The organism is Pseudomonas sp. GW821-FHT07G10 (assembly GCF_059418545.1).
This window is the reverse complement of sequence record NZ_JBWKQB010000002.1, coordinates 378140-400069: the sequence shown is the minus strand read 5'-3', so window position 1 is coordinate 400069 and position 21930 is coordinate 378140. Positions and strand designations below refer to the sequence as shown.

The window sequence follows — 21930 nt, the reverse complement described above, 5'->3', positions numbered from 1 at the left end:
GCAGCAGCTCTCAGTGACCCGACCTGAAAGGCGGACCGCACCGAATGCCGCGCATTGTAGCCGCAAGGTGTAGGACTGGCACCTAGCCTATGCGATGAGCGGAACGTCGGATCAATCCGACGACCGGTAATAGCCCGACCAAAACCAGCGTCAGTGCCGGCAGGGATGCCCGCGACCACTCGCCTTCACTGGTCATTTCGAAGATGCGGACGGCCAGCGTGTCCCAACCGAACGGGCGCATCAGCAAGGTGGCGGGCATTTCCTTGAGCACATCGACGAACACCAGCAACGCGGCACTCAAGGTGCCTGGAAGCAAAAGCGGCAGATACACGTTGAAAAACAGTCGCGGCCCACTGACGCCCAAACTTCGTGCTGCTTCGGGCAACGAAGGCCGGATCCGCGCCAGGCCGTTTTCCAGTGGCCCGTAGGCCACTGCAATGAAACGCACCAGATACGCCAGCAATAACGCCGAAAGGCTACCCAACAGTAACGGCTTGCCCGCGCCACCGAGCCAGGACGATAGCGGGATCACCAGTTCACGGTCCAGATAGCTGAAGGCCAACATGATCGATACCGCGAGCACCGAGCCCGGCAAGGCGTAACCCAGATTGGCCAGACTGACTCCGGAGCGAATGGCCCGGGTCGGTGCCAGTCGTCGGGAAAATGCCAGCAGCAAAGCCACGCTCACCGTGATCAACGCCGCCATGGCGCCCAGATACAATGTGTGCGCAATCAGCCCGGCATAACGCTCATCGAGGTCGAAACGGCCACGTTGCCAGAACCAGACCACCAACTGCAGCATCGGAATGACAAAGGCACAGGCAAACACCAGGCCGCACCAGCCACTGGCGGCAAGAGCCTTGAACCCGTGCAGGTGATACAGCGCCTTGCCTCGGGGCCGCTCGTTGCTCGCCCGACTAGCACCGCGAGCCCGGCGTTCGCCGTACAACACCAGCGTTACAGCAAGCAGCAGCAGGCTTGCCAGTTGCGCGGCGCTGGAAAGACTGAAGAAACCGTACCAGGTCTTGTAGATGGCCGTGGTGAAGGTATCGAAGTTGAACACCGCCACCGCGCCAAAGTCGGCCAGGGTCTCCATCAATGCCAAAGCCACGCCGGCACCGATGGCCGGTCGTGCCATGGGCAGCGCCACACGCCAGAAGGCCTGCCACGGCGATTGACCGAGCACCCGCGCAGCTTCCATCAGACCTTTGCCCTGAGCGAGAAAGGCTGTGCGCGCCAGCAGGTAGACGTAGGGATAGAACACCAGCACCAGAACCAGAATCACGCCACCGGTGGAGCGCACCCGAGGCAGGCGCAGCCCCGTGCCGAACCATTCACGCAACAGGGTTTGCACCGGGCCGGCAAAATCCAGCAGACCCACGAAGACGAACGCCAGTACATAGGCCGGGATCGCAAACGGCAGCATCAGTGCCCAATCCAGCCATCGACGCCCGGGGAACTCACAGAGGCTGGTTAACCAGGCCAGGCTGACGCCCAGCAGCGTTACGCCGGCTCCGACGCCCAGCACCAGCGTCAGTGTGTTGCCGAGCAAGCGCGGCATCTGCGTTTCCCACAGGTGCGTCCAGATCTGCTGGTCGATCGACTGCCATGACAACAGCAACACGCTCAGCGGCAACAGAACCAGCGCTGCAACGGCAAAGACCAGCGGATACCAACGACGTTGGGTGGGATGGGCCACGAAAAGCTCTCTATCAAATGATTGTGCCCACGCTCTGCGTGGGCACACGGCCTGTGACGCTCCGCGTCACCTTTAGAGCGGACGCAGAGCGTCCATGGCTGCATTCCCACGCAGAGCGTGGGAACGATCAACGCCCCGCAAATGCAGGGCTCTGCAAACCGGCTGCTCAGTTCCAGCCGGCACGGTCCATCAAGCGAATGGCTTCGGCCTGGCGCTTGCCGGCCACTTCCACTGGCAACGTATCGGGTACGAACGTGCCCCAGCTAGCCACTTCAGCGGACGGCAGTACGCTCGGGTTGGCCGGGAATTCCTGATTGATATCGGCAAAGATCTTCTGCGCTTCAGGCGTGGTCATCCACTCCACCAGCGCCTTGGCCGCCTGAGGGTGCGGTGCGTACCTGGTCAGGCCGATGCCCGACAGGTTGACGTGCACACCACGGTCGCCCTGATTCGGCCAGAACAGTTTCACCGCCAGATTTGGCTTTTGCTTGTGCAAACGTCCGTAGTAGTAGGTGTTGACGATGCCAACGTCGCACTGCCCGGCATTGATCGCCTCAAGCACTGCGATGTCATCGGAGAACACGTCGGTGGACAGGTTGTTGACCCAGCCTTTGATGATTGCTTCGGTCTTCTCTGCACCGTGGGTTTCGATCAGCGTAGCGGTCAGCGACTGGTTATAAACCTTCTTGGCCGTACGCAGGCACAGACGACCTTCCCACTGTTTGCCGGCCAGGGCTTCGTAAGTGGTCAAATCCGACGGTTTTACCCGCTCAGTGGAGTAGGCCAGGGTCCGCGCGCGCAGGCTCAAACCGGTCCATTGATGGCTGGACGAACGGTATTGAAGCGGAATATTGGCGTCGATTACATTGGAAGTAAACGGCTGCAAAATACCCATCTGCTCGGCCTGCCAGAGGTTTCCGGCATCGACGGTGAGCAGCAGGTCGGCGGTGGCGTTCTCGCCCTCGGCCTTGATCCGCTGCATCAGCGGCGCTTCCTTGTCGGTGATGAACTTCACCTGCACGCCGGTCTTTTTGGTGTAGGCATCGAACACCGGCTTGATCAGCTCGTCGATTCGTGAGGAGTAGACCACTACTTCATCAGCCGCGTGGGCGGTGCTGCCGATCAGTGTGAGTGCCAGAGCAGTCAGTAGGCGCTTGGGTGCCAACATGGAAGCGGTCTCTCGAAATCAGAAAAGAGGCCAAATGATAAGGACTCACATTTGGCATCTCAACCGAACACTCCATCGAGGAGTTACGAGATGTTGCACGAGCAGAAATGGGAGGTGAATGTTCTGCCGCTATCGCGAGCAAGCGATAGCGGCCTGCAGCCACGCCAAATAACTCAGGCCTTGGCCAACTCAGGCAAATCCCCGGTCAACCCCAACGCCTGACGCACAAACAGCGCCTTGGCTTCAGGCATTTGATCGACCATCTTCAACCCGGTATTACGCAACCAGCGCAGCGGCAAGGGATCGGCCTGGAACAATCGTTCGAAGCCTTCCATTGCCGCCATCAGCCCCAGGTTGTGCGGCATGCGCCGGCGCTCGTAACGGCTGAGCACTTTGAGATCTGCCAGGCGCTCACCACGGCTGGCCGCTTGCAGCAGCACTTCAGCCAGCACAGCGGCGTCGAGGAAGCCGAGATTGACACCCTGCCCGGCCAGCGGGTGAATGGTATGGGCAGCGTCACCGATCAGCGCCAGGCCTTCAGCCACATAGCGCTTGGCGTGCCGCTGACGCAGCGGTACACAGAGGCGCGGGTCAGCGCTCAATACCGTGCCCAGACAACCTTCAAAGGCTCGCTCCAGCTCGCGGCAGAAGTTTTCATCGTCCAGCGCCATCAGGCGTTCGGCCTCGCTCGGAGTGGTCGACCAGACGATCGAGCACCAGTCGTGCTGACCGTCGCGCTCCAGCGGTAAAAAGGCCAGCGGACCGTTGTCGGTAAAACACTGCCGGGCGGTCATCTGATGGGGTTTGGCACTGCGCACGCTGGTGACGATGGCGTGATGCAGATAATCCCACTCACGGGTGGCGCAACCGGTCAAACGGCGAACCGCCGAGTTGGCGCCGTCCGCCGCGATCACCAAGGGCGCACGCAGCATGCGACCGTCGGCCAGGGTCAGCAGCCAGTCGTCGCCTGAGCGGCGCATCTGCTCCAGCCGCGCATTGGCCAGAAGGCCCATATCACAGTCGTGCAAACGTTCGAGCAAGGCATCCTGCACCACCCGGTTCTCGACGATATGCCCCAGCACTTCGGCGTGCACACTGGCCGCCGAGAAGTGGATCTGCCCGGTGCCACTGCCGTCCCAGACCTGCATTTCGGCGTAAGGGCTGGTACGGCGTTTGACGATACCCTCCCAGACCCCCAGACGTTCGAGGATCCGCTGGCTGGCTGCCGACAAGGCGCTCACCCGGGGCTCGAACGGCGCCCGAGGATCGAAGGGTTTGACGCTCAACGGGCTGCCGTCGAGCAGCAGAACCTCCAGCCCGCTGCCCTGCAACGCCAGCGCCAAAGCGCTCCCGACCATTCCGGCCCCGACAATCAGCAGATCTGCGCGCATTTCCATGCTTTAAGCCTGTCTCGCTTGCGGCTTGAGCCGCACGTAAAGGGTTTTATCGACCCGCGCCACCAGCGTGCCGCCGTGATGAATCTTGAAACGCCGGGTCAGCCAATTAAGCATCGGGACGCGTGCCCAGGCCCATCGCCTGCCGGGCGAACCAGCGCTTGGCCGGCGGCAGCAGGTCGAGGCCAAGCAGGCCAATGTTGCGACCCAGCGAAACCAACGGCTGCGTGCTGCCAAACAACCGGGTGACCTGATCGGAGAAGCCGACGGTCAGTTGCTGATCCAGCCGTTGCCGCTCGCGATAGGCCTGCAAGGTGGCGAAGTCGCCCGGCATGCTCTCGCTGGCCAGCAACGTATCGGCCAGTGCCTGTGCATCTCGCAGGGACAGGTTGAAACCCTGACCGGCAATCGGATGCAGGCTGTGGGCCGCGTTACCCAGCACGGTCAGATGGGGACGAACCTGTTCTTCGGCCTCCACCAGCGTCAGCGGATAGAGATGCCGTACACCGACTTGTTTGAGGGCGCCCAGCCGATAACCAAACACGCCCTGCAACTCGCTCAGGAAGCTGCGCTCATCAAGGTTCGCCAGACGCTGGGCGTCCATGCCGATGCGGGTCCAGACCAGCGCGCAACGGTTTTCCGGCAGCGGCAGCAAGGCCATCGGGCCATCATCGGTAAAACGCTCGAACGCCATGCCGTTATGGGCTTCGCTCGGGGTGATATTGGCGATCAACGCGCTCTGATTGTACGGACGTTTTTTGACGCCGATGCCCAACTGCTCACGCAAACCGGAGCGACCGCCATCGGCCAGCACCGCCAAGTCGCACTCAAGGGCAGTTTCATCGTTGAGGGTCAGGCGATAGCCATCCTCAAGCGGCTCCATGCGCGTAACTTCGGCCGGGCAGCGCCAACTGATCACGTCCTTGTCCAGGCCTTGCCAGAGGCATTGACCGAGCCAGGCGTTCTCCACCACATAACCGAGCGCCGGAACGCCCTCTTCCATGGCCGACAAGCGCGCGGTGGAAAACCGCCCGCGATCGGAAACATGGATCTGTTTGATCGGCTCGGCGCGGCGGGAGATTTCCTGCCACAGGCCGAGCCGCTGATAAATTTGTCGGGCGCCGAAGGACAGTGCCGAGGAGCGAGCGTCATAGCTCGGTTGATAGGTGTGGCCAGGCGCGAAAGGTTCGATCAGCACGATCTTCCAGCCGCGGGCCTTGGCCCCGGCTTGCAAGGCCAACGCCAGACTGGCGCCAACCAGACCGCCACCTATGATTGCCAGATTGACTCTGCTCATGCCGCTTGCATCCGGGCAGCCGCCATCAGCGCCTCGATCTCGGCCACCGTTTTCGGTACACCGCTGGTCAGAATTTCACAGCCCTGCCTGGTCACTACTACGTCATCCTCGATGCGCACGCCAATGCCGCGCCATTTCTTCGCCACATTTTGATTGTCCGGTGCGATGTAGATACCCGGCTCGACCGTCAGCGCCATGCCGACTTCCAGCACCCGCCATTCACCGCCGACCTTGTACTCACCAACGTCATGCACATCCATCCCCAGCCAGTGACCGGCGCGATGCATGTAAAAAGCCTTGTAGGCTTCGCTGGCAATCAGCTCATTCACCTCGCCCTGCAACAAGCCAAGTTCCACCAACCCTGCCGTGATCACCTGAACCGTGGCTTCGTGCGCCTGGTTCCAGTGTTTATTCGGCGCGATTTGGGCAAACGCCGCTTCCTGAGAAGCCAGCACCAATTCGTAGATCGCCTTCTGCTCAGGGGAAAACTTGCCGCTGACCGGCCAGGTTCGGGTGATATCGCTGGCGTAGCAGTCGATCTCGCAACCAGCGTCGATCAACACCAGATCACCGTCCTTGAGCACTGCGTCATTTTGCTGGTAATGCAGGATGCAGCTATTGCGCCCAGAGGCGACGATCGAGCCATATGCCGGCATTTTCGCCCCACCTTTACGGAACTCGTAATCCAGCTCCGCCTCCAGGCTGAACTCATGCAAACCGGCACGGCTGGCCTGCATGGCACGAATATGGGCTTGAGAGGAAATCCGCGCGGCTTCGCGCATCACCTTCACTTCTGCCGCCGATTTATACAGGCGCATGTCGTGCAACAGATGATCCAGGGCAACGAATTCGTTCGGTGGCTGGGCGCCCAGGTGCGCTTTAGAGCGGATCACGTTGATCCAGTCCATCAGATGGCGGTCGAATTCCGGGTTGCTGCCCATGGCCGAATAGACCCGGTCGCGACCTTCAATCAGGCCCGGCAGAATATCGTCGATGTCGGTGATCGGGAACGCGTCATCGGCGCCAAAGTCGCGAATCGCGCCTTCCTGGCCTGCGCGTAAGCCGTCCCACAATTCGCGTTCGGCGTTGCGTTCACGGCAGAACAGCACATATTCGCCATGCTCACGACCGGGCATCAGGACCAGCACCGCCTGAGGCTCGGGGAAACCGCTGAGGTATTGAAAGTCACTGTCCTGACGGTAGACATGCTCGACGTCACGGTTACGGATCGCCACTGCGGCGGCAGGCAAAATCGCGATGCTGTTGGGTTCCATCTGCGCCATCAACGCCTTGCGGCGACGGGTGTACTCCGATTTCGGGATATGAATCATGGGCAGATGGATTTCCCTATCAAACAATTAATGCAGCGAAGGCTTGGCAGCCGGTGCAGCGGGCTTCTTGGTCTCGGTGAACAATAGCAACGGCGCGACCCGCAGGTATTCCATGACTTCCATGTAGTCACTTTCACCGTCGTCGGACTCTTCCAGGGCGTCCTGAACCTGGGCGATAGCCGCGAGGTCTTGCAGGACTTCGGTGGCCTCGGTGCTCAGCATGCTGCTGTCACGGCAGTTCAGGCCGAAACCGCTGAGGAAACCCTGGCACCACTGGCCCAGCGCGGCAGCGCGCTCGGTGAGCGGCGCGTCGTCGGTCGGCAACAGCAGAACGACCGTCATGTCGTCGCTGGTCAGCTCGCCCTTGACCATTTCTTGCAGGCCGATCAGGGCGTTGCGGACGTTGTCTTGTGGCTCGCCTTCGAGCAGTTCGGCGGCGTCGACCAGCCAGCCATCGACTTCAAAACCGGCGCCGGCGCAGCTGCGGCCGAGTAGCAGGCCATGCAATTCAGCAGGCGATACGGGATGGCCGCTGGTGCTCAGCAGGTTGGCGAAGGCTTGATACGGAGAATTCTGAATGGGCATGGGTAGCTAGGCGCCAAGCGGCGCTATGTCTAGAATGAAGGCCTTGTATCCTACATCGACAGACTCGCCAAGACTATTAAAGGCTGTCCGCCAGTTACCGCCCATCAGACAAATCCCGTGGAACGCTATGGAAGACACAGACCTGCAAGCGCTGATGGCTAGACTCGAACTGCTAATTACCCGGGTCGAGCAACTAAAGAGCCAAAACGGACTCCTATTAGCTCAGGAAAAGACCTGGCGCGAGGAACGCGCGCACCTCATTGAAAAAAACGAAATCGCCCGGCGTAAGGTCGAATCGATGATTTCGCGCCTGAAGGCCCTGGAGCAAGACTCATGAGTTCAAGCAATAGCGTTACCGTGCAGATCCTCGACAAAGAATATTCAATCATCTGCCCCCAGGAAGAGCGCAGCAACCTGGTGAGTGCCGCCCGTTATCTGGACGGCAAAATGCGCGAAATCCGCAGCAGCGGCAAAGTCATCGGTGCCGACCGCATTGCCGTGATGGCCGCGCTGAACATCACCCATGACCTGCTGCATAAACAGCAGCGCCCTGAAGTGCAGGTCAGCGGTTCGACCCGCGAACAGGTGCGCGACCTGCTCGATCGCGTCGATCTGGTGCTCGCCACCGATCCGGATGTCAGCAAGGGCTGATTCCTGAAGGTGGTTGCGCTATACTCGCGCCACTCCCTGGGGTGCTTGCCAGTTGGCGATGTCCCTGAGCCGATTCGCACTACCCTGGAGGTTGCACGTTGGGCCGGTGTGCATGTCCGCTAGACGGAAAGCCTTAAGGTCTACTGCATCTTCCACCTTGAACTTTCGGGTTCAAGGGCTAAGTCGACAGCGGTTCATCCGGGGAGCCTGAATTCCAGTCCAATGCCAGTTTCTTCAAACTGGCATTGGTTTTTTACGAGTGCGCCATCCTGCCGCGCTCGATCCTGATCAGCCAGAATCCATGACCGAACCTGCGCCGCTATCCCGCCCGCAACTTCGACGCATGCTGCGCAAAGCCCGCCGCGAACTCACACCCAGTGAACAACGCGAGGCGGCCCGCGGACTTTATCGGCAACTGGCACAGCACCCGCTGTTTCGCCGGGCCAGACATATCTCTCTTTATCTACCCACCGACGGTGAAATCGATCCGCGCTTGCTGCTGCGTGCCGCTCAGCGTCGGGGTAAGGCCACCTATCTGCCGGTACTCAGCGCCTGGCCGCGCACCAAAATGGTGTTCCAGCGCATTCGCCCCGGGGAAAAGTTGCAGCCCAACCGCTTCGGCATTCTCGAGCCACGGATCAACGCGGCCCGGCAACGCAAGGTCTGGGCGCTGGATCTGGTGTTGTTACCGCTGGTTGGCTTTGATGAGTTTGGCGGACGTCTGGGGATGGGCGGCGGTTTCTACGACCGCAGCCTGGCGTATCTGGCGCGTCGCAAAACCTGGCGCAAGCCGACACTGTTGGGGCTGGCCCATGAATGTCAGAAAGTCGAACGACTGGCTCAGGCGAGCTGGGATGTACCGATGCAAGGAACGGTCACGGACAGGAAGTGGTATATCGCCGGGTAGACGCCACTTGAGTCAGCGGCGCCCGGTGAACACTATCAGCGCTTGAAGGGTTTTTGCTGAGCGACTTCAATCGGTGCATTGGCCTGGTTCGACCACAGGCTCTGCGCATAACCCGTGGTCACGACACCCAAACCGAACAAAATAACCAAAATCCAGAGTAAATCCGGTTTGCGTTTCATCGATTGCCCCCCTTCAGGCATATCACACACGATGACAGCAACGGTTTCCGATATAGGCCGTGCAGCAGCGTCAAGCTTAAAAGCCCGGCATTTTGCGGTAACGTGAACCGACACGCAAACGGTGGCGTCAACCGACTGTCGGTTAGTCATAAAGTTGCCCGACAACGTGCCCAACCCCACTCCAGGAGCAAAAAAGATGGCCTATTGGCTGATGAAATCCGAGCCGCAAGAGCTCTCGATCAAGGGCCTGGAGAAGCTCGTTGAAGCGCGCTGGGACGGCGTGCGCAATTACCAGGCGCGTAACTTCTTGCGGGCGATGGCGGTGGGCGATGAGTTTTTCTTTTATCACTCCAGCTGCCCTGAACCGGGCATTGCCGGGATCGGGCGAATCGCCGAAGCGGCGTACCCGGACCCCACGGCCCTGGAGCCGGAAAGCGTGTATTTCGACCCGAAAGCCAACGCAGAGAAAAACCCCTGGAGCGCGATCAACGTCGCTCATGTCCAGACCTTCCCCAAAGTGCTCGGGCTGAGTTACCTGAAACAACAAACAGCACTGGCTGAGTTGCCGCTGGTTCAGAAAGGCAGTCGCCTGTCGGTGATGCCGGTAACCCCCGAGCAATGGGCGGCGGTTATGGCGCTTCGTTGATCGCGGCGCGGAGCACGGCTTGTCGGGAACCACGCCTTTTGTAGGAGCACGGCTTGCCGGCGATGGCGGTCTGAAGGCCACGCACGTTGTAGGAGCACGGCTTGCCGGCGATGGCGGTCTGAAGGCCACGCATGTTGTAGGAGCACGGCTTGCCGGCGATGGCGGTCTTGGGGCCGCTATCGCGAGCAAGCTCGGCTCCTACAGGATCCAGCATTACTGGATAATCAAATTGTTGAACAACAGGTCATCAACCATCGGCTTGCCGGTTTCGTCGTTCATCACTTGCTGTGTCTGCTTCAAGGCTTCCTGGCGGAGTTTTTCCTTGGCTTCGACGTTACTCATGCTCTCGGTGGTTTGCTGGGAAAACAGCGCCACCAACTGATTACGGATCAACGGTTCGTTGGCCTTCACCGCTTGTGCCGCTTCATCGCCCGTCACACGCAAGGCCACGTCAGCTTTGAATACCTTGAGTTTCGGACTGCCATCCAGACCATAGTTGCCAACGAATGGCGGAGTCAGGCTGATGTAGCTGACTTTCGGTGCTGCACCCTCTTTGGCTTCTTCGGCCATCGCTGCCATTGGCAGAGACAGGGCCAGCATCAACATGATCCACGCTTTCACAATTCGCTCCTTATCCGGTTTGCAGTCTAGTGGCCAGTATGGCCACCAGGATACTGACCCGCCTGCCCGAGCCCAAGCACAAAGCTTATGGCTGACTATCAGGGCGGGGCATGCTCGTTGACCGCTTGATTCACACACCTACACTTATCGGCCATCACTCCCAAAGGAATAGCCCTGATGAAAGCCGTGCTGTGCAAAGCCTTCGGCCCCGCCGAAACGCTGGTGCTGGAAGAAGTCGCCAGTCCTCAAGCAAAGAAAAACGAAATCCTGCTGGACGTGCACGCGGCCGGAGTGAATTTCCCGGACACGCTGATCATCGAGGGCAAGTACCAGTTCAAGCCACCCTTCCCGTTTTCACCCGGTGGAGAAGCGGCCGGCGTGGTCAGTGCGGTGGGCGAAAAGGTCAGCCACTTCAAGGTCGGCGATCGGGTAATGGCGCTGACGGGCTGGGGCAGCTTCGCCGAGCAGGTCGCGGTGCCTGGCTACAATGTACTGCCGATTCCAGCGGCCATGGACTTCAACACCGCCGCCGCGTTCAGCATGACCTATGGCACCTCGATGCACGCGCTCAAACAACGCGGCAATCTGCAACCCGGCGAAACCCTGTTGGTACTCGGAGCATCCGGCGGCGTCGGCCTCGCTGCCGTGGAAATCGGTAAAGCCATGGGCGCCCGCGTCATCGCCGCCGCCAGCAGCGCCGAGAAACTCGCCGTCGCCAAGGCCGCCGGGGCCGATGAACTGATCAACTACACCGAAACCAATCTGAAAGACGAAATCAAACGCCTGACCGACGGTCAGGGCGCCGACGTCATCTACGACCCGGTAGGCGGCGACCTGTTCGACCAGGCCATTCGCGCCATCGCCTGGAACGGCCGCCTGCTGGTAGTCGGCTTTGCCAGCGGACGCATCCCCCAATTGCCGGTCAACCTTGCGCTACTTAAAGGCGCCGCCGTAGTCGGCGTGTTCTGGGGTTCGTTCGCCCAGCGCCAACCGCAGGACAACGCGGCGAACTTCCAGCAGTTGTTCAGGTGGTTCGCAGAGAGCAAGTTGAAGCCATTGGTGTCGCAGGTTTATCCATTGGCGCAAGCGGCAAATGCCATTAATGATCTTGGCCAGCGCAAGGCAGTTGGGAAGGTTGTTGTTCAAGTTCGGTAAGTACAGGAATGATTACCCGAAAGGCTACGATGCCAGCAACGAAGACGAATTCAGCGCCAAGGCAGTTTTCGTCAAATAGTGCCGCGCAACGAAATGCTCTGGTACGTGGCCATGGCCAACGTCTTCGTCTATCTGCTGCGTTATGACGTACCGGACTGGGCACCGACCTTGTGGCACACAAGCCGCCAGTCAGGGCCGCGAAGCGCTCGCTTAATGCGAGCCTGATCTACAGCGCTTAAGCCGCGCCTCCAGATTCCGGTCTGGCATGGCGTGGCTACGCAGGGCGTTGACGGTCTGCTCGACATAATCGCGAGTGGTGCCGTAACGCCCGCAAGCGCTTTCGAACACCTGGCTCAGCACATGGTCCGGCAAGTTGCCAGCATAGCTGGGCAGGTGCCGCTCCAGCACAAATCCCAGGGCCTGTACCTGGCTTCCGTCTTCGAGACGGCAGCTGAGCCAGTGTGGGCGATAGGAGGGATAGGGCATTTCGCGTTGCCACAAGGCATACAGCGAGGCTTCCAACTGTTCGTCCGGCAGCCGATAGGCAAAGCCGCTGCAAGAGCCGCCGCGATCCAGACCGAACACCAGCCCCGGCATTTCCGGCGTGCCACGGTGCTCGTGGGACCACAGGTACAAGCCGCGATGGTAACCATGCACTCGCCCGCGCATCCGCTCGACCGCCGTGCACTCAGGGCGCCAGATCAACGAGCCATATGCAAACAGCCAGACTGGCCCACCCTTGTGCCGGGCCATGGTGGCCTGCATTGAGCCGAGCAATTGTTCGTGAGTCAGCTGCGCGCCCAGATCAAGCCGCGGAGGGTAAGCCAGATTCAAAAAAGCAGATTCAATGGCTGTCATGGCAAATGGTGTTCGGCCCCACAAGTATTACAAGATGTAAGTAACTTTAGCTTAATAGAACATATAGCAGTAACCATAAAACGGAAAGTGCTAAAGGACGTATGACCCTCTATACATCACGACAGAGGCTAAACTCTGCACATCAATGCCCTGCGTATATAGCCTAATACCCTTTGATAATTATCTTAAATACCAGAACGAAATATGCATAAGCATTGCGCCCGTTTAGGATAAAGGACCATTGAGCAGCATTTTCCCCACCTATTACCGGGATACCCTGCTTATCTGCTCTTCGGACGCCCGCGTACGACGGCCTCCCACAGGCGCAAGCCTATCTGCTTGATAGGGGCCACATGATGAAAAACCTATGGTTTACGGTCTGCTGTTAATGACCCAGGCCTCCCACGCCCTTGCACTGGATAACTCAACGCCAGAAGACAAAGGCTTCTGGTACGTGCAGACCAGCATCTACACCAAACACTATTCGCCAGACCCCGATCACAATGACAACCAGGACCTGCTCGGCCTTGAACGCAATGACGCTAGCGGCTGGGTATTTGGCGCGGCGACCTTCCGTAACTCGTTCAGCCAGCGCTCGTACTACGCCTATGCAGGCGAGCGTTACGAAAGTGCTAACTATCCGGTGTATATCAAACTGACCGGTGGATTACTCGAAGGCTACAGCGGCCAGCATCAGGACAAGATTCCCCTCAACCGCTTTGGCGTGGCGCCGGTGATCATCCCGTCGCTGGGCGCCCACTACGGCCCGGTGGCCGCCGAGCTGGTGTTGCTCGGCGCCAATGCCGCGATGATCACCACCGGCTTCCAGGCAGGATCAACCGGTCAAGGCCGGGGCGCGTAGGCAAACACGTCGGCGCGCATCTGATGTGCATCCATCCCGGCCTCCACCAGCGCATCGAGCGTGGCGTAGATCATTGCCGGCGAACCGCTGGCGTAGACGTACACGGCGGACAGGTCGCTGATATCTTCACAGACGGCTTCATGCAGCATGCCGCAACGCCCCTCCCAGCCGCAGAGATCGCTGACCACTTTGTGCAGATAGAGGTTGGGCGTTTGCTGCCATTGCTCCCAATGTTCGATCCGGTAAAAATCTTCCGGCCGACGCACGCCCCAGTACAGATGCACCGGATGCTTGAAGCCCTTGGCCCGGCAATGCTCGATCAAGCTGTGCATTTGCGCCATGCCGGTACCGGCGGCGATCAGCACCAGCGGCCCGTCGGGTAGTTCACACAGATGAGTGTCGCCAAAGGGCAACTCGACCCGCACCATCGGGCTGCGCTGCAGTTGCTCGAGCAGGGCTTGAGCACTGGTTTCTCGAACCAGTACGTGCAGCTCCAGATCACGCCCGGAATGCGGTGCGGAGGCCAGCGAAAATGCGGCTTTTTCGCCGCTATCACGCTCCAGCATCAAGTATTGGCCCGCATGATAACGCGGCGGTTTACCCGCCGGCGCCCGCAGCCGGACCCGCCAGACATCGCCGCCGACTTCAACACATTCACTCACCTGACACGACAGGCTGCGCACCGGCAGTTCTCCCAGCGCAAGGACGCCATCCCAGAGCACGATGCAGTCTTCCAGCGGCTCTGCAATGCAAGTGTAGAACTCACCGTGATCACGAACATCACCCGCCTGTTCGACCCGGCCCTCGACCAGCAGCGCACCACACACATGGCAATTGCCGTTGCGACAGCTCTGCGGGCATTCATAGCCCAGGCGTCGTGCCCCATCGAGAATCCGCTCGCCGGGCAATATCTCAAGCACTGCTCCGGACGGCTGTAAGGTTACACGCATCAATCTATTCCTAACTGATTCCAGATGGCATCGACCCGGCGGGTGACCGCCTCATCCTTGACGATAACCCGGCCCCACTCACGAGTGGTCTCACCGGGCCATTTATGCGTGGCATCGAGTCCCATTTTCGACCCCAGGCCGGAAACCGGCGAGGCGAAGTCGAGGTAGTCGATTGGCGTGTTGTCGATCATCACCGTGTCGCGCTTGGGGTCCATGCGCGTGGTAATGGCCCAGATCACGTCGTTCCAGTCGCGTGCGTTGATATCGTCGTCAGTGACGATAACGAACTTGGTATACATGAACTGTCGCAAAAACGACCAGACACCCAGCATTACCCGCTTGGCATGGCCGGGGTACTGCTTCTTCATGGTCACCACCGCCATGCGGTACGAACAACCTTCAGGCGGCAGGTAGAAGTCGGTGATCTCCGGAAACTGCTTCTGCAGGATCGGCACGAAGACTTCGTTCAGCGCCACGCCGAGAATCGCCGGCTCATCGGGCGGACGACCGGTGTAGGTGCTGTGGTAGATCGGTTTGATGCGATGGGTGATGCGTTCGACGGTGAACACCGGGAAGCTGTCGACTTCGTTGTAGTAGCCGGTATGGTCGCCGTAAGGACCTTCGTCGGCCATCTCGCCTGGGTGAATCACGCCTTCAAGGATGATCTCGGCAGTCGCCGGAACTTGCAGGTCATTGCCACGGCACTTCACCAGCTCGGTACGGTTGCCGCGCAGCAGGCCTGCGAAAGCGTACTCGGAGAGGCTGTCCGGCACCGGCGTGACCGCACCGAGAATGGTCGCTGGATCCGCACCCAGCGCCACGGACACCGGGAACGGCTGTCCCGGATGCTTCTCGCACCACTCACGGTAGTCCAGCGCGCCGCCACGATGACTCAACCAGCGCATGATGACTTTATTGCGGCCGATGACCTGCTGGCGGTAAATGCCGAGGTTCTGCCGGTCCTTGTTCGGGCCTTTGGTAACCGTCAGGCCCCAGGTGATCAGCGGACCGACATCGCCAGGCCAGCAGGTCTGTACCGGCAACATGGCCAGATCGACGTCATCACCTTCGATGACCACTTCCTGGCAGACCGCGTCTTTGACGACTTTCGGCGCCATGGCAATGATCTTGCGAAAGATCGGCAGCTTCGACCAGGCGTCCTTCAAACCTTTTGGTGGCTCTGGCTCTTTCAGAAAGGCCAACAGTTTGCCGATCTCCCGCAACTCGCTGACTGCCTCGGCGCCCATGCCCAGCGCTACGCGCTCAGGGGTACCGAACAGGTTGCCGAGCACCGGAATGTCATAACCGGTAGGGTTTTCGAAGAGCAGGGCCGGGCCTTTGGCACGCAAGGTGCGGTCGCAGACCTCGGTCATTTCCAGCACTGGGGACACCGGAACCTGGATGCGCTTGAGTTCGCCGCGCTTTTCCAGGCCGCTGATAAAGTCGCGCAAGTCGCGATACTGCATGCGTGAGCCTCGTTGTGGCCGTGGCGTTCGGGGGCCTGAGTTTAGCGCCGAACCCACCTGTTCAGAATAGTGACCTGCCAGATCATCAATGGTCAGATAGCAAAAAGCCGGGTTTCCCCGGCTTTTGCTGACTTCCGCGATTTACTTGCGTTTCATCGACAGGAAGAACTCATCGTTGGTCTTGGTCTGCTTGAGCTTGTCGACCAGGAACTCGATGGCCGCGACTTCGTCCATCGGGTGCAGCAGCTTGCGCAGGATCCACATGCGCTGCAACTCGTCGTCAGCAGTCAACAACTCTTCACGGCGGGTGCCGGAACGGTTGATGTTGATCGCCGGGAAGACGCGCTTTTCAGCGATCTTGCGATCCAGAGGCAGCTCCATGTTGCCGGTGCCTTTGAATTCTTCGTAGATCACTTCGTCCATCTTCGAGCCGGTTTCAACCAGCGCGGTGGCGATGATGGTCAGCGAACCGCCTTCTTCGATGTTTCGCGCGGCACCGAAGAAACGTTTCGGTTTCTCCAGGGCGTGAGCATCGACACCACCGGTCAGGACCTTGCCGGAGCTCGGGATCACGGTGTTGTAGGCGCGAGCCAGACGGGTGATGGAGTCGAGCAGGATCACCACGTCTTTCTTGTGTTCGACCAGGCGCTTGGCCTTCTCGATCACCATTTCGGCAACCTGCACGTGGCGGGTTGGTGGCTCGTCGAACGTCGAGGCAACCACTTCGCCGCGCACGGTGCGCTGCATTTCGGTGACTTCTTCCGGACGCTCGTCGATCAGCAGAACGATCAGATGAACTTCCGGGTTGTTACGGGCAATGTTCGCTGCGATGTTTTGCAGCATGATCGTTTTACCGGCTTTCGGCGGCGCGACGATCAGGCCGCGCTGGCCTTTACCGATCGGCGCGCACAGGTCGATCACACGGCCGGTGAGGTCTTCAGTGGAACCGTTGCCGGCTTCCATCTTCATCCGCACGGTCGGGAACAGAGGGGTCAGGTTCTCGAAGAGAATCTTGTTCTTCGCGTTCTCTGGACGATCGAAGTTGATCGTATCGACCTTCAGCAGGGCGAAATAACGCTCGCCTTCCTTCGGAGGGCGGATCTTGCCGACGATGGTGTCACCGGTGCGCAAGTTGAAGCGACGGATCTGACTCGGCGAGACATAGATATCGTCTGGGCCGGCGAGATAGGACGCGTCTGCAGAGCGGAGGAAGCCGAAGCCGTCCTGGAGAATCTCCAGCACGCCATCACCGGAGATTTCCTCGCCGCTTTTAGCGTGCTTTTTGAGCAGAGAGAAAATCACGTCCTGCTTGCGCGAACGGGCCATATTTTCTATGCCCATCTGTTCGGCCAATTCGAGCAGTTCGGTAATCGGCTTTTGCTTGAGTTCAGTCAGATTCATATAGGAATGACGTAATCATTTATGGAGGGGGGAAATTAAGCTTTTGGCTTAATGAGGCCGCGCCGCAGAGAAGGCGACAGGATCGCGTACTAATCGAAAAGGAGAGCGTCGGCGACGGCTTGCAGGGGGCAATGGAGAAACCAGTGCGGGGCCGAATGTACCACCTGAGTTTCAGAGCGTCTAGCCCTCTTTCATGAAAAAGCCCCGCGATTTGCGGGGCTTTTTATCAGGCAACTTGCAACGACACTCAGATGTTGGCGTCGAGGAATGCAGCCAGTTGCGATTTCGACAGTGCGCCGACCTTGGTGGCTTCGACGTTGCCGTTCTTGAACAGCATCAGCGTCGGGATACCGCGCACGCCGTGCTTGGCCGGAGTTTCCTGGTTTTCGTCGATGTTCAGCTTGGCGACGGTCAGTTTGCCAGCGTAGGTGCCAGCGATTTCGTCCAGAACCGGGGCGATCATTTTGCAAGGGCCGCACCACTCAGCCCAGTAGTCAACGAGCACTGGGCCAGCAGCCTGAAGTACTTCTGCTTCGAAGGTAGCGTCGGTGACGTGCTTGATAAGATCGCTGCTCATGGATGTCTCCGGGGGTTGTAAGCAAAAAAAAACGTTGCCCATCATAGCCGCCCTTCCCCCGTTCAGGAAGCCGCAGGTGATTGACTCTAACTATGGTGACCCATGAGTTTGGGTATAGCTCAACTCAGGACGTCGTGGGGGTCACGATGGCAATCCCGGTGCGCAGGGCTGCATTACGCACGTGCTCCTGCATGGCCTTCTGCGCGGCACCGGACGCACGACGAGCCAAGGCACGCAGGATCTTGCGGTGTTCCTGCCAGGTTTCCATGGCGCGTTCGGGCCGGATGAACGGTAACTTCTGACTCTCCAGAAACATCTCGGCACTGGTACTGAGAATGCTCAGCATCGCCTGATTACCGCAGGCCAGCAGGATGCGCCGGTGAAACTCGAAGTCCAGCCGCGCCGCCGCGTCGAAATCTTCGGCGCGCAATTGGTTGCGCATCGCCTCGACATTGTCCTGCAACGCATCCAGCTCATCCGCCGTCAGCGTCACCGCCGCCAGACCCGCCGCGAAACCTTCCAGGGCATAGCGCAACTGGAAGATATCCACAGGCGACGCCTGGGCCGCGAAGGGCCAAAGGATCCCCGACTCGCTACGGGGCAAGTCGATGAGCGACTGCACGAACACCCCTTTTCCCGGCTGCACACTGATCACCCCCAGCGCGCTCAAGGACGACAACGCCTCACGCAACGACGCCCGGCTGACACCCAGTTGCAACGCCAGATCCCGTTGCGAGGGCAGCATATCCCCCGGCCCGAAGCCTTGTTCGGCGATCAGTTTTCGAATGGCTTGCAAGGCCACTTCAGGTACGGCGCGGGAGATCGAATTCATGGTTTTTTTGAGGAATCAGGCCTGAGACCGGCTAGTTGTAAAGCTATTGACGCCGCACGGCAAGTCACGCCCCAAGCGGGTTCAGGCGTGCCGATGGACGCTCGATAACGGGGCAAAAAGCACTTCAACTGTTCAGACCAGTAAGACCGACAAAGCCCAGATAAACCCTGCCTTCCAAAGCATTTGGAGGCTGCTGGCATGGGCTGTGCACTGTCCGAACGCAGAAATTACTTCCCTGGATTCGGAGAGTTGTCATGACCAAGCGTTGCAGCGCCCTGCTCACCGCCCTGTTTGCCAGTCTGATGCTGAGCCAGGCGCCCGCCCATGCCGACGGCCTGGACGATGTCGTCAAACGCGGCACCCTCAAGGTCGCCGTGCCACAGGACTTCCCACCCTTCGGTTCGATCGGGCCAGACATGAAACCCCGAGGCCTGGACATCGACACCGCTGCGCTGTTGGCCAAGCAACTCAAGGTCAAACTCGAGCTGACCCCGGTCAACAGCACCAACCGGATTCCATTTCTGACCACCGGCAAGGTCGATCTGGTGATTTCCAGCCTCGGCAAAAACCCTGAGCGCGAAAAAGTCATCGACTTCTCCCGCGCCTACGCGCCCTTCTATCTCGCGGTGTTCGGCCCGCCCGATGCGGCCATCAACAGCCTGGATGACCTCAAAGGCAAAACCATCAGCGTCACCCGTGGCGCCATCGAAGACATCGAGCTGACCGCCGTGGCTCCGCAAGGCGCGACCATCAAACGCTTCGAAGACAACAACTCGACCATCGCCGCCTACCTGGCCGGCCAGGTGGATCTGATCGCCAGCGGCAACGTAGTGATGGTCACCATCAGCGAACGCAATCCCAAGCGCATTCCTGTCCTGAAAGTGAAACTCAAGGATTCGCCAGTCTACGTCGGCGTAAACAAGAACGAGCCGGCGCTGCTGGAGAAGGTGAATCAGATCCTGGCCAGCGCTAAAACCGACGGCAGCCTGGAAAAAAATTCGCAGCTGTGGCTCAAGCAGCCACTACCGGCTGATCTCTGATCGCTGTCACGGAGCTTAGCCATGGCTTATCAGTTCGACTTTTTACCGGTGCTGGACAACACCGGCCTGCTGCTTCGCGGTGCGCTGTTCACCCTTGAGCTGACAGCCATCGGCGCGGTACTCGGGGTCAGCCTGGGGACCGTCGGCGCGGTGGTTCGGGCCTGGCAGATCAAGCCATTTGCAGCGATATTCGGGGTATATGTCGAGTTGATCCGCAATACGCCGTTTCTGGTGCAGCTGTTTTTCATTTTCTTTGGCCTGCCGTCACTCGGCGTACAGATTTCCGAATGGCAGGCCGCCGTGCTGGCGATGGTGGTCAACCTCGGCGCCTACTCTACGGAAATCATTCGCGCGGGCATTCAAGCGATTCCGCGCGGCCAGCTGGAAGCGTCAGCGGCTCTGGCGATGACTCGCTTCGAAGCCTTGCGTCATGTGGTGCTGCTGCCGGCGCTGGGTAAAGTCTGGCCGGCGCTGAGCAGCCAGATCATCATCGTCATGCTCGGCTCGGCGGTGTGTTCGCAAATTGCCACCGAAGAGCTGAGCTTCGCCGCCAACTTCATTCAATCGCGCAACTTCCGTGCCTTCGAAACCTATGCCCTGACCACCCTGGTTTACCTGTGCATGGCGCTGATGATCCGCCAATTGCTGAACTGGATCGGCCGCCGGTATATAGCAAGAAGCAGCGCGAGGAACAGCCGATGAGCGATTTCACATTCCTGGACATCGTGCGCAACCTGCTCACCGGCCTGCAGTGGACGCTGGCGCTGTCGCTGGTGGCATTCATTGGCGGCGGACTGATTGGCTTGCTGGTCATGATTCTGCGAATTTCCGACAAGGCGTTCCCCAGTGCATTCGCCCGCACTTACATCGAACTGTTCCAGGGCACGCCGTTGTTGATGCAGCTGTTTCTGGTGTTCTTCGGCATCGCGCTGCTCGGCATCGACATTTCGCCATGGCTGGCGGCCGCGATCGCGTTGACGCTGTTCACCAGCGCTTACCTGGCGGAGATCTGGCGCGGCTGCGTCGAATCGATTCCCCATGGTCAGTGGGAGGCCTCATCGAGCCTGGCACTGACGCCGCTTGAACAACTGCGCTACGTGATCCTGCCGCAAGCCCTGCGCATTGCCGTGGCGCCGACCGTGGGCTTCTCGGTGCAAGTGGTCAAAGGCACGGCGGTGACCTCGATCATCGGCTTCACCGAACTGACCAAGACCGGCGGCATGCTCGCCAACGCCACCTTCGAGCCCTTCATGGTCTATGGCCTGGTGGCGCTCGGTTACTTCCTGCTCTGCTACCCCTTGTCCCTCAGTGCGCGCTACCTGGAAAGGAGACTGCATGCCTCTGCTTAGAATTTCCGCCCTGCATAAATATTACGGCGACCACCATGTGCTCAAAGGCATCGACCTGAGTATCGACGAAGGCCAGGTCGTCGCGATCATTGGTCGCAGCGGCTCGGGCAAAAGCACCCTGCTGCGAACCTTGAACGGCCTGGAGTCGATCAACGACGGGGTAATCGAAGTCGACGGCGAATACCTGGACGCCACTCGCGCCGACTTGCGCAGCCTGCGGCAAAAGGTCGGGATGGTGTTCCAGCAGTTCAACCTGTTCCCTCACCTGACCGTCGGCGAAAACGTGATGCTCGCGCCGCAGGTGGTGCAGAAAGTGCCGAAAGCCAGGGCTGCCGAACTGGCGCGGCAGATGCTTGAACGGGTCGGCCTCGGGGAAAAGTTCGATGCCTTCCCGGAACGCCTGTCCGGCGGCCAGCAACAGCGTGTGGCGATTGCCCGGGCGCTGGCCATGTCGCCAAAAGTGTTGCTCTGCGACGAGATCACCTCGGCGCTGGACCCGGAACTGGTCAACGAGGTGCTCAGCGTGGTCCGGCAACTGGCCAGGGATGGCATGACGCTGATCATGGTCACCCACGAAATGCGCTTCGCCCGGGAGGTTGGCGACAAACTGGTGTTCATGCACCAGGGCAAGGTGCATGAGATCGGGGATCCGAAGATTCTGTTCGCCAATCCGCAGACGGCGGAACTGGCGAATTTTATCGGGACGGCTGAACACACGGTCTGAAGCAGACGATCGTTCCCACGCTGCCGCGTGGGAATGCAGCCCGTGACGCTCCGCGTCACTGCCCAAGCGGGACGCAGAGCGTCCAGTGAGGCATTCCCACGCAGAGCGTGGGAACGATCAACAGGCTCTTGTGTAGGAATGATCAATCAAAAGATCGCAGTCTTCTACAGCGCCTACGCGTTGGCGGCAGCGGTCGATCGTGGCAGGATGACAAGGTTATCGACCGAGACCCTTTGAC

25 protein-coding genes, 1 other RNA gene and 2 pseudogenes are annotated in these 21930 nt (G+C 59.7%); 12 read left to right on the top strand and 16 right to left on the bottom strand.

The annotated features are described in order from the left end of the window. Positions 1-82: 82 nt before the first annotated feature. From AC07O1_RS05155 to AC07O1_RS05125, 7 genes and pseudogenes are all read right to left on the bottom strand, one after another. The gene (locus tag AC07O1_RS05155) at positions 83-1699 is read right to left on the bottom strand and encodes an ABC transporter permease (protein WP_495088101.1); all 1617 of its coding nucleotides are present in this window, start codon (positions 1697-1699) and stop codon (positions 83-85) included. Between the two features lie 166 nt (positions 1700-1865). Further along, a complete protein-coding gene (locus AC07O1_RS05150; protein WP_495088100.1) occupies positions 1866-2867 on the bottom strand; it encodes an extracellular solute-binding protein in 1002 nt (333 codons plus the stop codon). Between the two features lie 173 nt (positions 2868-3040). Further along, on the bottom strand, positions 3041-4258 hold the full coding sequence (locus tag AC07O1_RS05145; RefSeq protein ID WP_495088190.1) for a 2-octaprenyl-3-methyl-6-methoxy-1,4-benzoquinol hydroxylase: 1218 nt from the start codon (positions 4256-4258) through the stop codon (positions 3041-3043). 9 nt (positions 4259-4267) lie between these two features. After that, positions 4268-4348: pseudogene (locus AC07O1_RS05140) on the bottom strand (tetrameric acyl-CoA thioesterase); the annotation flags it as partial. 22 nt (positions 4349-4370) lie between these two features. Further along, complete coding sequence (gene ubiH, locus AC07O1_RS05135) at positions 4371-5558, bottom strand: 2-octaprenyl-6-methoxyphenyl hydroxylase (RefSeq protein WP_495088099.1); 1188 nt, start codon at positions 5556-5558, stop codon at positions 4371-4373. Continuing rightward, positions 5555-6889: a Xaa-Pro aminopeptidase gene (gene pepP / locus AC07O1_RS05130; RefSeq protein WP_494990813.1), complete on the bottom strand. Its 1335-nt coding sequence runs from the start codon at positions 6887-6889 to the stop codon at positions 5555-5557. Before pepP ends, ubiH begins: the two co-directional genes overlap by 4 nt. A gap of 27 nt (positions 6890-6916) precedes the next feature. Beyond that, complete coding sequence (locus AC07O1_RS05125) at positions 6917-7474, bottom strand: YecA/YgfB family protein (protein WP_495088098.1); 558 nt, start codon at positions 7472-7474, stop codon at positions 6917-6919. A 127-nt stretch (positions 7475-7601) separates the two neighbouring features. Between AC07O1_RS05125 and AC07O1_RS05120 the strand changes: the two genes are divergently transcribed. From AC07O1_RS05120 to AC07O1_RS05105, 4 genes are all read left to right on the top strand, one after another. Continuing rightward, entirely contained in the window at positions 7602-7811 is a 210-nt protein-coding gene (locus AC07O1_RS05120; protein WP_007982902.1) for a TIGR02449 family protein, read from the top strand. Next, entirely contained in the window at positions 7808-8125 is a 318-nt protein-coding gene (locus AC07O1_RS05115) for a cell division protein ZapA (protein WP_494990815.1), read from the top strand. The genes AC07O1_RS05120 and AC07O1_RS05115 overlap by 4 nt, the downstream gene beginning before the upstream one ends. 30 nt (positions 8126-8155) lie before the next feature. After that, positions 8156-8334: non-coding RNA, 6S RNA (gene ssrS / locus AC07O1_RS05110), on the top strand. A gap of 92 nt (positions 8335-8426) precedes the next feature. Next, the gene (locus AC07O1_RS05105) at positions 8427-9032 is read left to right on the top strand and encodes a 5-formyltetrahydrofolate cyclo-ligase (protein ID WP_494990816.1); all 606 of its coding nucleotides are present in this window, start codon (positions 8427-8429) and stop codon (positions 9030-9032) included. Positions 9033-9067: 35 nt separating this feature from the next. On the opposite strand, the gene AC07O1_RS05100 is transcribed toward AC07O1_RS05105, so the two are convergent. Beyond that, positions 9068-9211 (bottom strand): hypothetical protein, encoded by a 144-nt coding sequence (locus AC07O1_RS05100; protein WP_494990817.1) that lies wholly within the window; start codon positions 9209-9211, stop codon positions 9068-9070. Positions 9212-9407: 196 nt separating this feature from the next. Here AC07O1_RS05100 and AC07O1_RS05095 point away from each other — a divergent pair, with 196 nt between their 5' ends. Further along, positions 9408-9857, top strand: coding sequence for an EVE domain-containing protein (locus AC07O1_RS05095; protein WP_495088097.1), 450 nt, complete (start codon positions 9408-9410; stop codon positions 9855-9857). Here the strand turns inward: AC07O1_RS05095 and AC07O1_RS05090 are convergent. Continuing rightward, positions 9841-10071 carry a hypothetical protein gene (locus AC07O1_RS05090; protein ID WP_495088096.1) on the bottom strand — a complete coding sequence of 77 codons (231 nt, stop codon included), beginning with the start codon at positions 10069-10071 and terminating at the stop codon, positions 9841-9843. The genes AC07O1_RS05095 and AC07O1_RS05090 overlap by 17 nt on opposite strands. Beyond that, complete coding sequence (locus AC07O1_RS05085) at positions 10071-10478, bottom strand: flagellar basal body-associated protein FliL (protein WP_494990820.1); 408 nt, start codon at positions 10476-10478, stop codon at positions 10071-10073. Before AC07O1_RS05085 ends, AC07O1_RS05090 begins: the two co-directional genes overlap by 1 nt. A 177-nt stretch (positions 10479-10655) precedes the next feature. On the opposite strand from AC07O1_RS05085, the gene AC07O1_RS05080 reads away from it, so the two are divergent. Beyond that, positions 10656-11633 (top strand): NADPH:quinone oxidoreductase family protein, encoded by a 978-nt coding sequence (locus tag AC07O1_RS05080; protein WP_495088095.1) that lies wholly within the window; start codon positions 10656-10658, stop codon positions 11631-11633. Further along, positions 11632-11801: pseudogene (gene glpT, locus AC07O1_RS05075) on the top strand (glycerol-3-phosphate transporter); the annotation flags it as partial. The gene AC07O1_RS05080 and the pseudogene glpT, both read left to right, overlap by 2 nt. Positions 11802-11843: 42 nt before the next feature. On the opposite strand, the gene AC07O1_RS05070 reads toward glpT, so the two are convergent. Then, positions 11844-12491, bottom strand: a complete 648-nt coding sequence (locus AC07O1_RS05070; protein WP_495088094.1) for a gamma-glutamylcyclotransferase — start codon at positions 12489-12491, stop codon at positions 11844-11846. Between the two features lie 367 nt (positions 12492-12858). On the opposite strand from AC07O1_RS05070, the gene AC07O1_RS05065 reads away from it, so the two are divergent. Then, positions 12859-13353 (top strand): sn-glycerol-3-phosphate transporter, encoded by a 495-nt coding sequence (locus AC07O1_RS05065; protein WP_495088093.1) that lies wholly within the window; start codon positions 12859-12861, stop codon positions 13351-13353. Here AC07O1_RS05065 and AC07O1_RS05060 read toward each other — a convergent pair. The 5 genes from AC07O1_RS05060 to AC07O1_RS05040 all read right to left on the bottom strand — a co-directional run bounded on the left by AC07O1_RS05060 (position 13335) and on the right by AC07O1_RS05040 (position 18579). Then, positions 13335-14303, bottom strand: a complete 969-nt coding sequence (locus tag AC07O1_RS05060) for a CDP-6-deoxy-delta-3,4-glucoseen reductase (RefSeq protein WP_495088092.1) — start codon at positions 14301-14303, stop codon at positions 13335-13337. The genes AC07O1_RS05065 and AC07O1_RS05060 overlap by 19 nt on opposite strands. Continuing rightward, complete coding sequence (gene ubiD / locus AC07O1_RS05055) at positions 14303-15769, bottom strand: 4-hydroxy-3-polyprenylbenzoate decarboxylase (RefSeq protein WP_495010405.1); 1467 nt, start codon at positions 15767-15769, stop codon at positions 14303-14305. Before ubiD ends, AC07O1_RS05060 begins: the two co-directional genes overlap by 1 nt. Positions 15770-15910: 141 nt before the next feature. After that, positions 15911-17170 carry a transcription termination factor Rho gene (rho, locus tag AC07O1_RS05050; RefSeq protein ID WP_025216061.1) on the bottom strand — a complete coding sequence of 420 codons (1260 nt, stop codon included), beginning with the start codon at positions 17168-17170 and terminating at the stop codon, positions 15911-15913. Positions 17171-17417: 247 nt separating this feature from the next. Further along, on the bottom strand, positions 17418-17747 hold the full coding sequence (trxA, locus tag AC07O1_RS05045) for a thioredoxin TrxA (RefSeq protein ID WP_064680366.1): 330 nt from the start codon (positions 17745-17747) through the stop codon (positions 17418-17420). A 124-nt stretch (positions 17748-17871) separates the two neighbouring features. Continuing rightward, positions 17872-18579 (bottom strand): FadR/GntR family transcriptional regulator, encoded by a 708-nt coding sequence (locus tag AC07O1_RS05040; protein WP_494990825.1) that lies wholly within the window; start codon positions 18577-18579, stop codon positions 17872-17874. A gap of 254 nt (positions 18580-18833) precedes the next feature. Here AC07O1_RS05040 and AC07O1_RS05035 point away from each other — a divergent pair, with 254 nt between their 5' ends. The 4 genes from AC07O1_RS05035 to AC07O1_RS05020 are packed head-to-tail and all read left to right on the top strand — an operon-like array spanning position 18834 to position 21692. Next, positions 18834-19619, top strand: a complete 786-nt coding sequence (locus AC07O1_RS05035; RefSeq protein ID WP_495088091.1) for a transporter substrate-binding domain-containing protein — start codon at positions 18834-18836, stop codon at positions 19617-19619. A 21-nt stretch (positions 19620-19640) separates the two neighbouring features. Beyond that, complete coding sequence (locus AC07O1_RS05030) at positions 19641-20321, top strand: amino acid ABC transporter permease (protein ID WP_495022681.1); 681 nt, start codon at positions 19641-19643, stop codon at positions 20319-20321. Beyond that, positions 20318-20968 (top strand): amino acid ABC transporter permease, encoded by a 651-nt coding sequence (locus AC07O1_RS05025; protein ID WP_495010408.1) that lies wholly within the window; start codon positions 20318-20320, stop codon positions 20966-20968. Before AC07O1_RS05030 ends, AC07O1_RS05025 begins: the two co-directional genes overlap by 4 nt. Continuing rightward, entirely contained in the window at positions 20955-21692 is a 738-nt protein-coding gene (locus tag AC07O1_RS05020) for an amino acid ABC transporter ATP-binding protein (protein ID WP_495088090.1), read from the top strand. The genes AC07O1_RS05025 and AC07O1_RS05020 overlap by 14 nt, the downstream gene beginning before the upstream one ends. Positions 21693-21930 lie beyond the last annotated feature (238 nt).

Bases quoted from the DNA above. Each gene is read 5' to 3' on its own strand.
- trxA (WP_064680366.1), bottom strand. From the start codon at position 17,747: ATGAGCAGCGATCTTATCAAGCACGTCACCGACGCTACCTTCGAAGCA.
- AC07O1_RS05070 (WP_495088094.1), bottom strand. From the start codon at position 12,491: ATGACAGCCATTGAATCTGCTTTTTTGAATCTGGCTTACCCTCCGCGG.
- AC07O1_RS05150 (WP_495088100.1), bottom strand. From the start codon at position 2,867: ATGTTGGCACCCAAGCGCCTACTGACTGCTCTGGCACTCACACTGATC.
- AC07O1_RS05080 (WP_495088095.1), top strand. From the start codon at position 10,656: ATGAAAGCCGTGCTGTGCAAAGCCTTCGGCCCCGCCGAAACGCTGGTG.
- AC07O1_RS05060 (WP_495088092.1), bottom strand. From the start codon at position 14,303: ATGCGTGTAACCTTACAGCCGTCCGGAGCAGTGCTTGAGATATTGCCC.
- AC07O1_RS05120 (WP_007982902.1), top strand. From the start codon at position 7,602: ATGGAAGACACAGACCTGCAAGCGCTGATGGCTAGACTCGAACTGCTA.
- rho (WP_025216061.1), bottom strand. From the start codon at position 17,170: ATGAATCTGACTGAACTCAAGCAAAAGCCGATTACCGAACTGCTCGAA.
- AC07O1_RS05095 (WP_495088097.1), top strand. From the start codon at position 9,408: ATGGCCTATTGGCTGATGAAATCCGAGCCGCAAGAGCTCTCGATCAAG.
- AC07O1_RS05125 (WP_495088098.1), bottom strand. From the start codon at position 7,474: ATGCCCATTCAGAATTCTCCGTATCAAGCCTTCGCCAACCTGCTGAGC.
- AC07O1_RS05115 (WP_494990815.1), top strand. From the start codon at position 7,808: ATGAGTTCAAGCAATAGCGTTACCGTGCAGATCCTCGACAAAGAATAT.
- AC07O1_RS05030 (WP_495022681.1), top strand. From the start codon at position 19,641: ATGGCTTATCAGTTCGACTTTTTACCGGTGCTGGACAACACCGGCCTG.
- AC07O1_RS05035 (WP_495088091.1), top strand. From the start codon at position 18,834: ATGACCAAGCGTTGCAGCGCCCTGCTCACCGCCCTGTTTGCCAGTCTG.
- pepP (WP_494990813.1), bottom strand. From the start codon at position 6,889: ATGATTCATATCCCGAAATCGGAGTACACCCGTCGCCGCAAGGCGTTG.
- AC07O1_RS05025 (WP_495010408.1), top strand. From the start codon at position 20,318: ATGAGCGATTTCACATTCCTGGACATCGTGCGCAACCTGCTCACCGGC.
- AC07O1_RS05040 (WP_494990825.1), bottom strand. From the start codon at position 18,579: ATGAATTCGATCTCCCGCGCCGTACCTGAAGTGGCCTTGCAAGCCATT.
- AC07O1_RS05145 (WP_495088190.1), bottom strand. From the start codon at position 4,258: ATGCGCGCAGATCTGCTGATTGTCGGGGCCGGAATGGTCGGGAGCGCT.
- AC07O1_RS05100 (WP_494990817.1), bottom strand. From the start codon at position 9,211: ATGAAACGCAAACCGGATTTACTCTGGATTTTGGTTATTTTGTTCGGT.
- AC07O1_RS05020 (WP_495088090.1), top strand. From the start codon at position 20,955: ATGCCTCTGCTTAGAATTTCCGCCCTGCATAAATATTACGGCGACCAC.
- AC07O1_RS05090 (WP_495088096.1), bottom strand. From the start codon at position 10,071: ATGCTGGATCCTGTAGGAGCCGAGCTTGCTCGCGATAGCGGCCCCAAG.
- ubiH (WP_495088099.1), bottom strand. From the start codon at position 5,558: ATGAGCAGAGTCAATCTGGCAATCATAGGTGGCGGTCTGGTTGGCGCC.
- ubiD (WP_495010405.1), bottom strand. From the start codon at position 15,769: ATGCAGTATCGCGACTTGCGCGACTTTATCAGCGGCCTGGAAAAGCGC.
- AC07O1_RS05105 (WP_494990816.1), top strand. From the start codon at position 8,427: ATGACCGAACCTGCGCCGCTATCCCGCCCGCAACTTCGACGCATGCTG.
- AC07O1_RS05065 (WP_495088093.1), top strand. From the start codon at position 12,859: ATGGTTTACGGTCTGCTGTTAATGACCCAGGCCTCCCACGCCCTTGCA.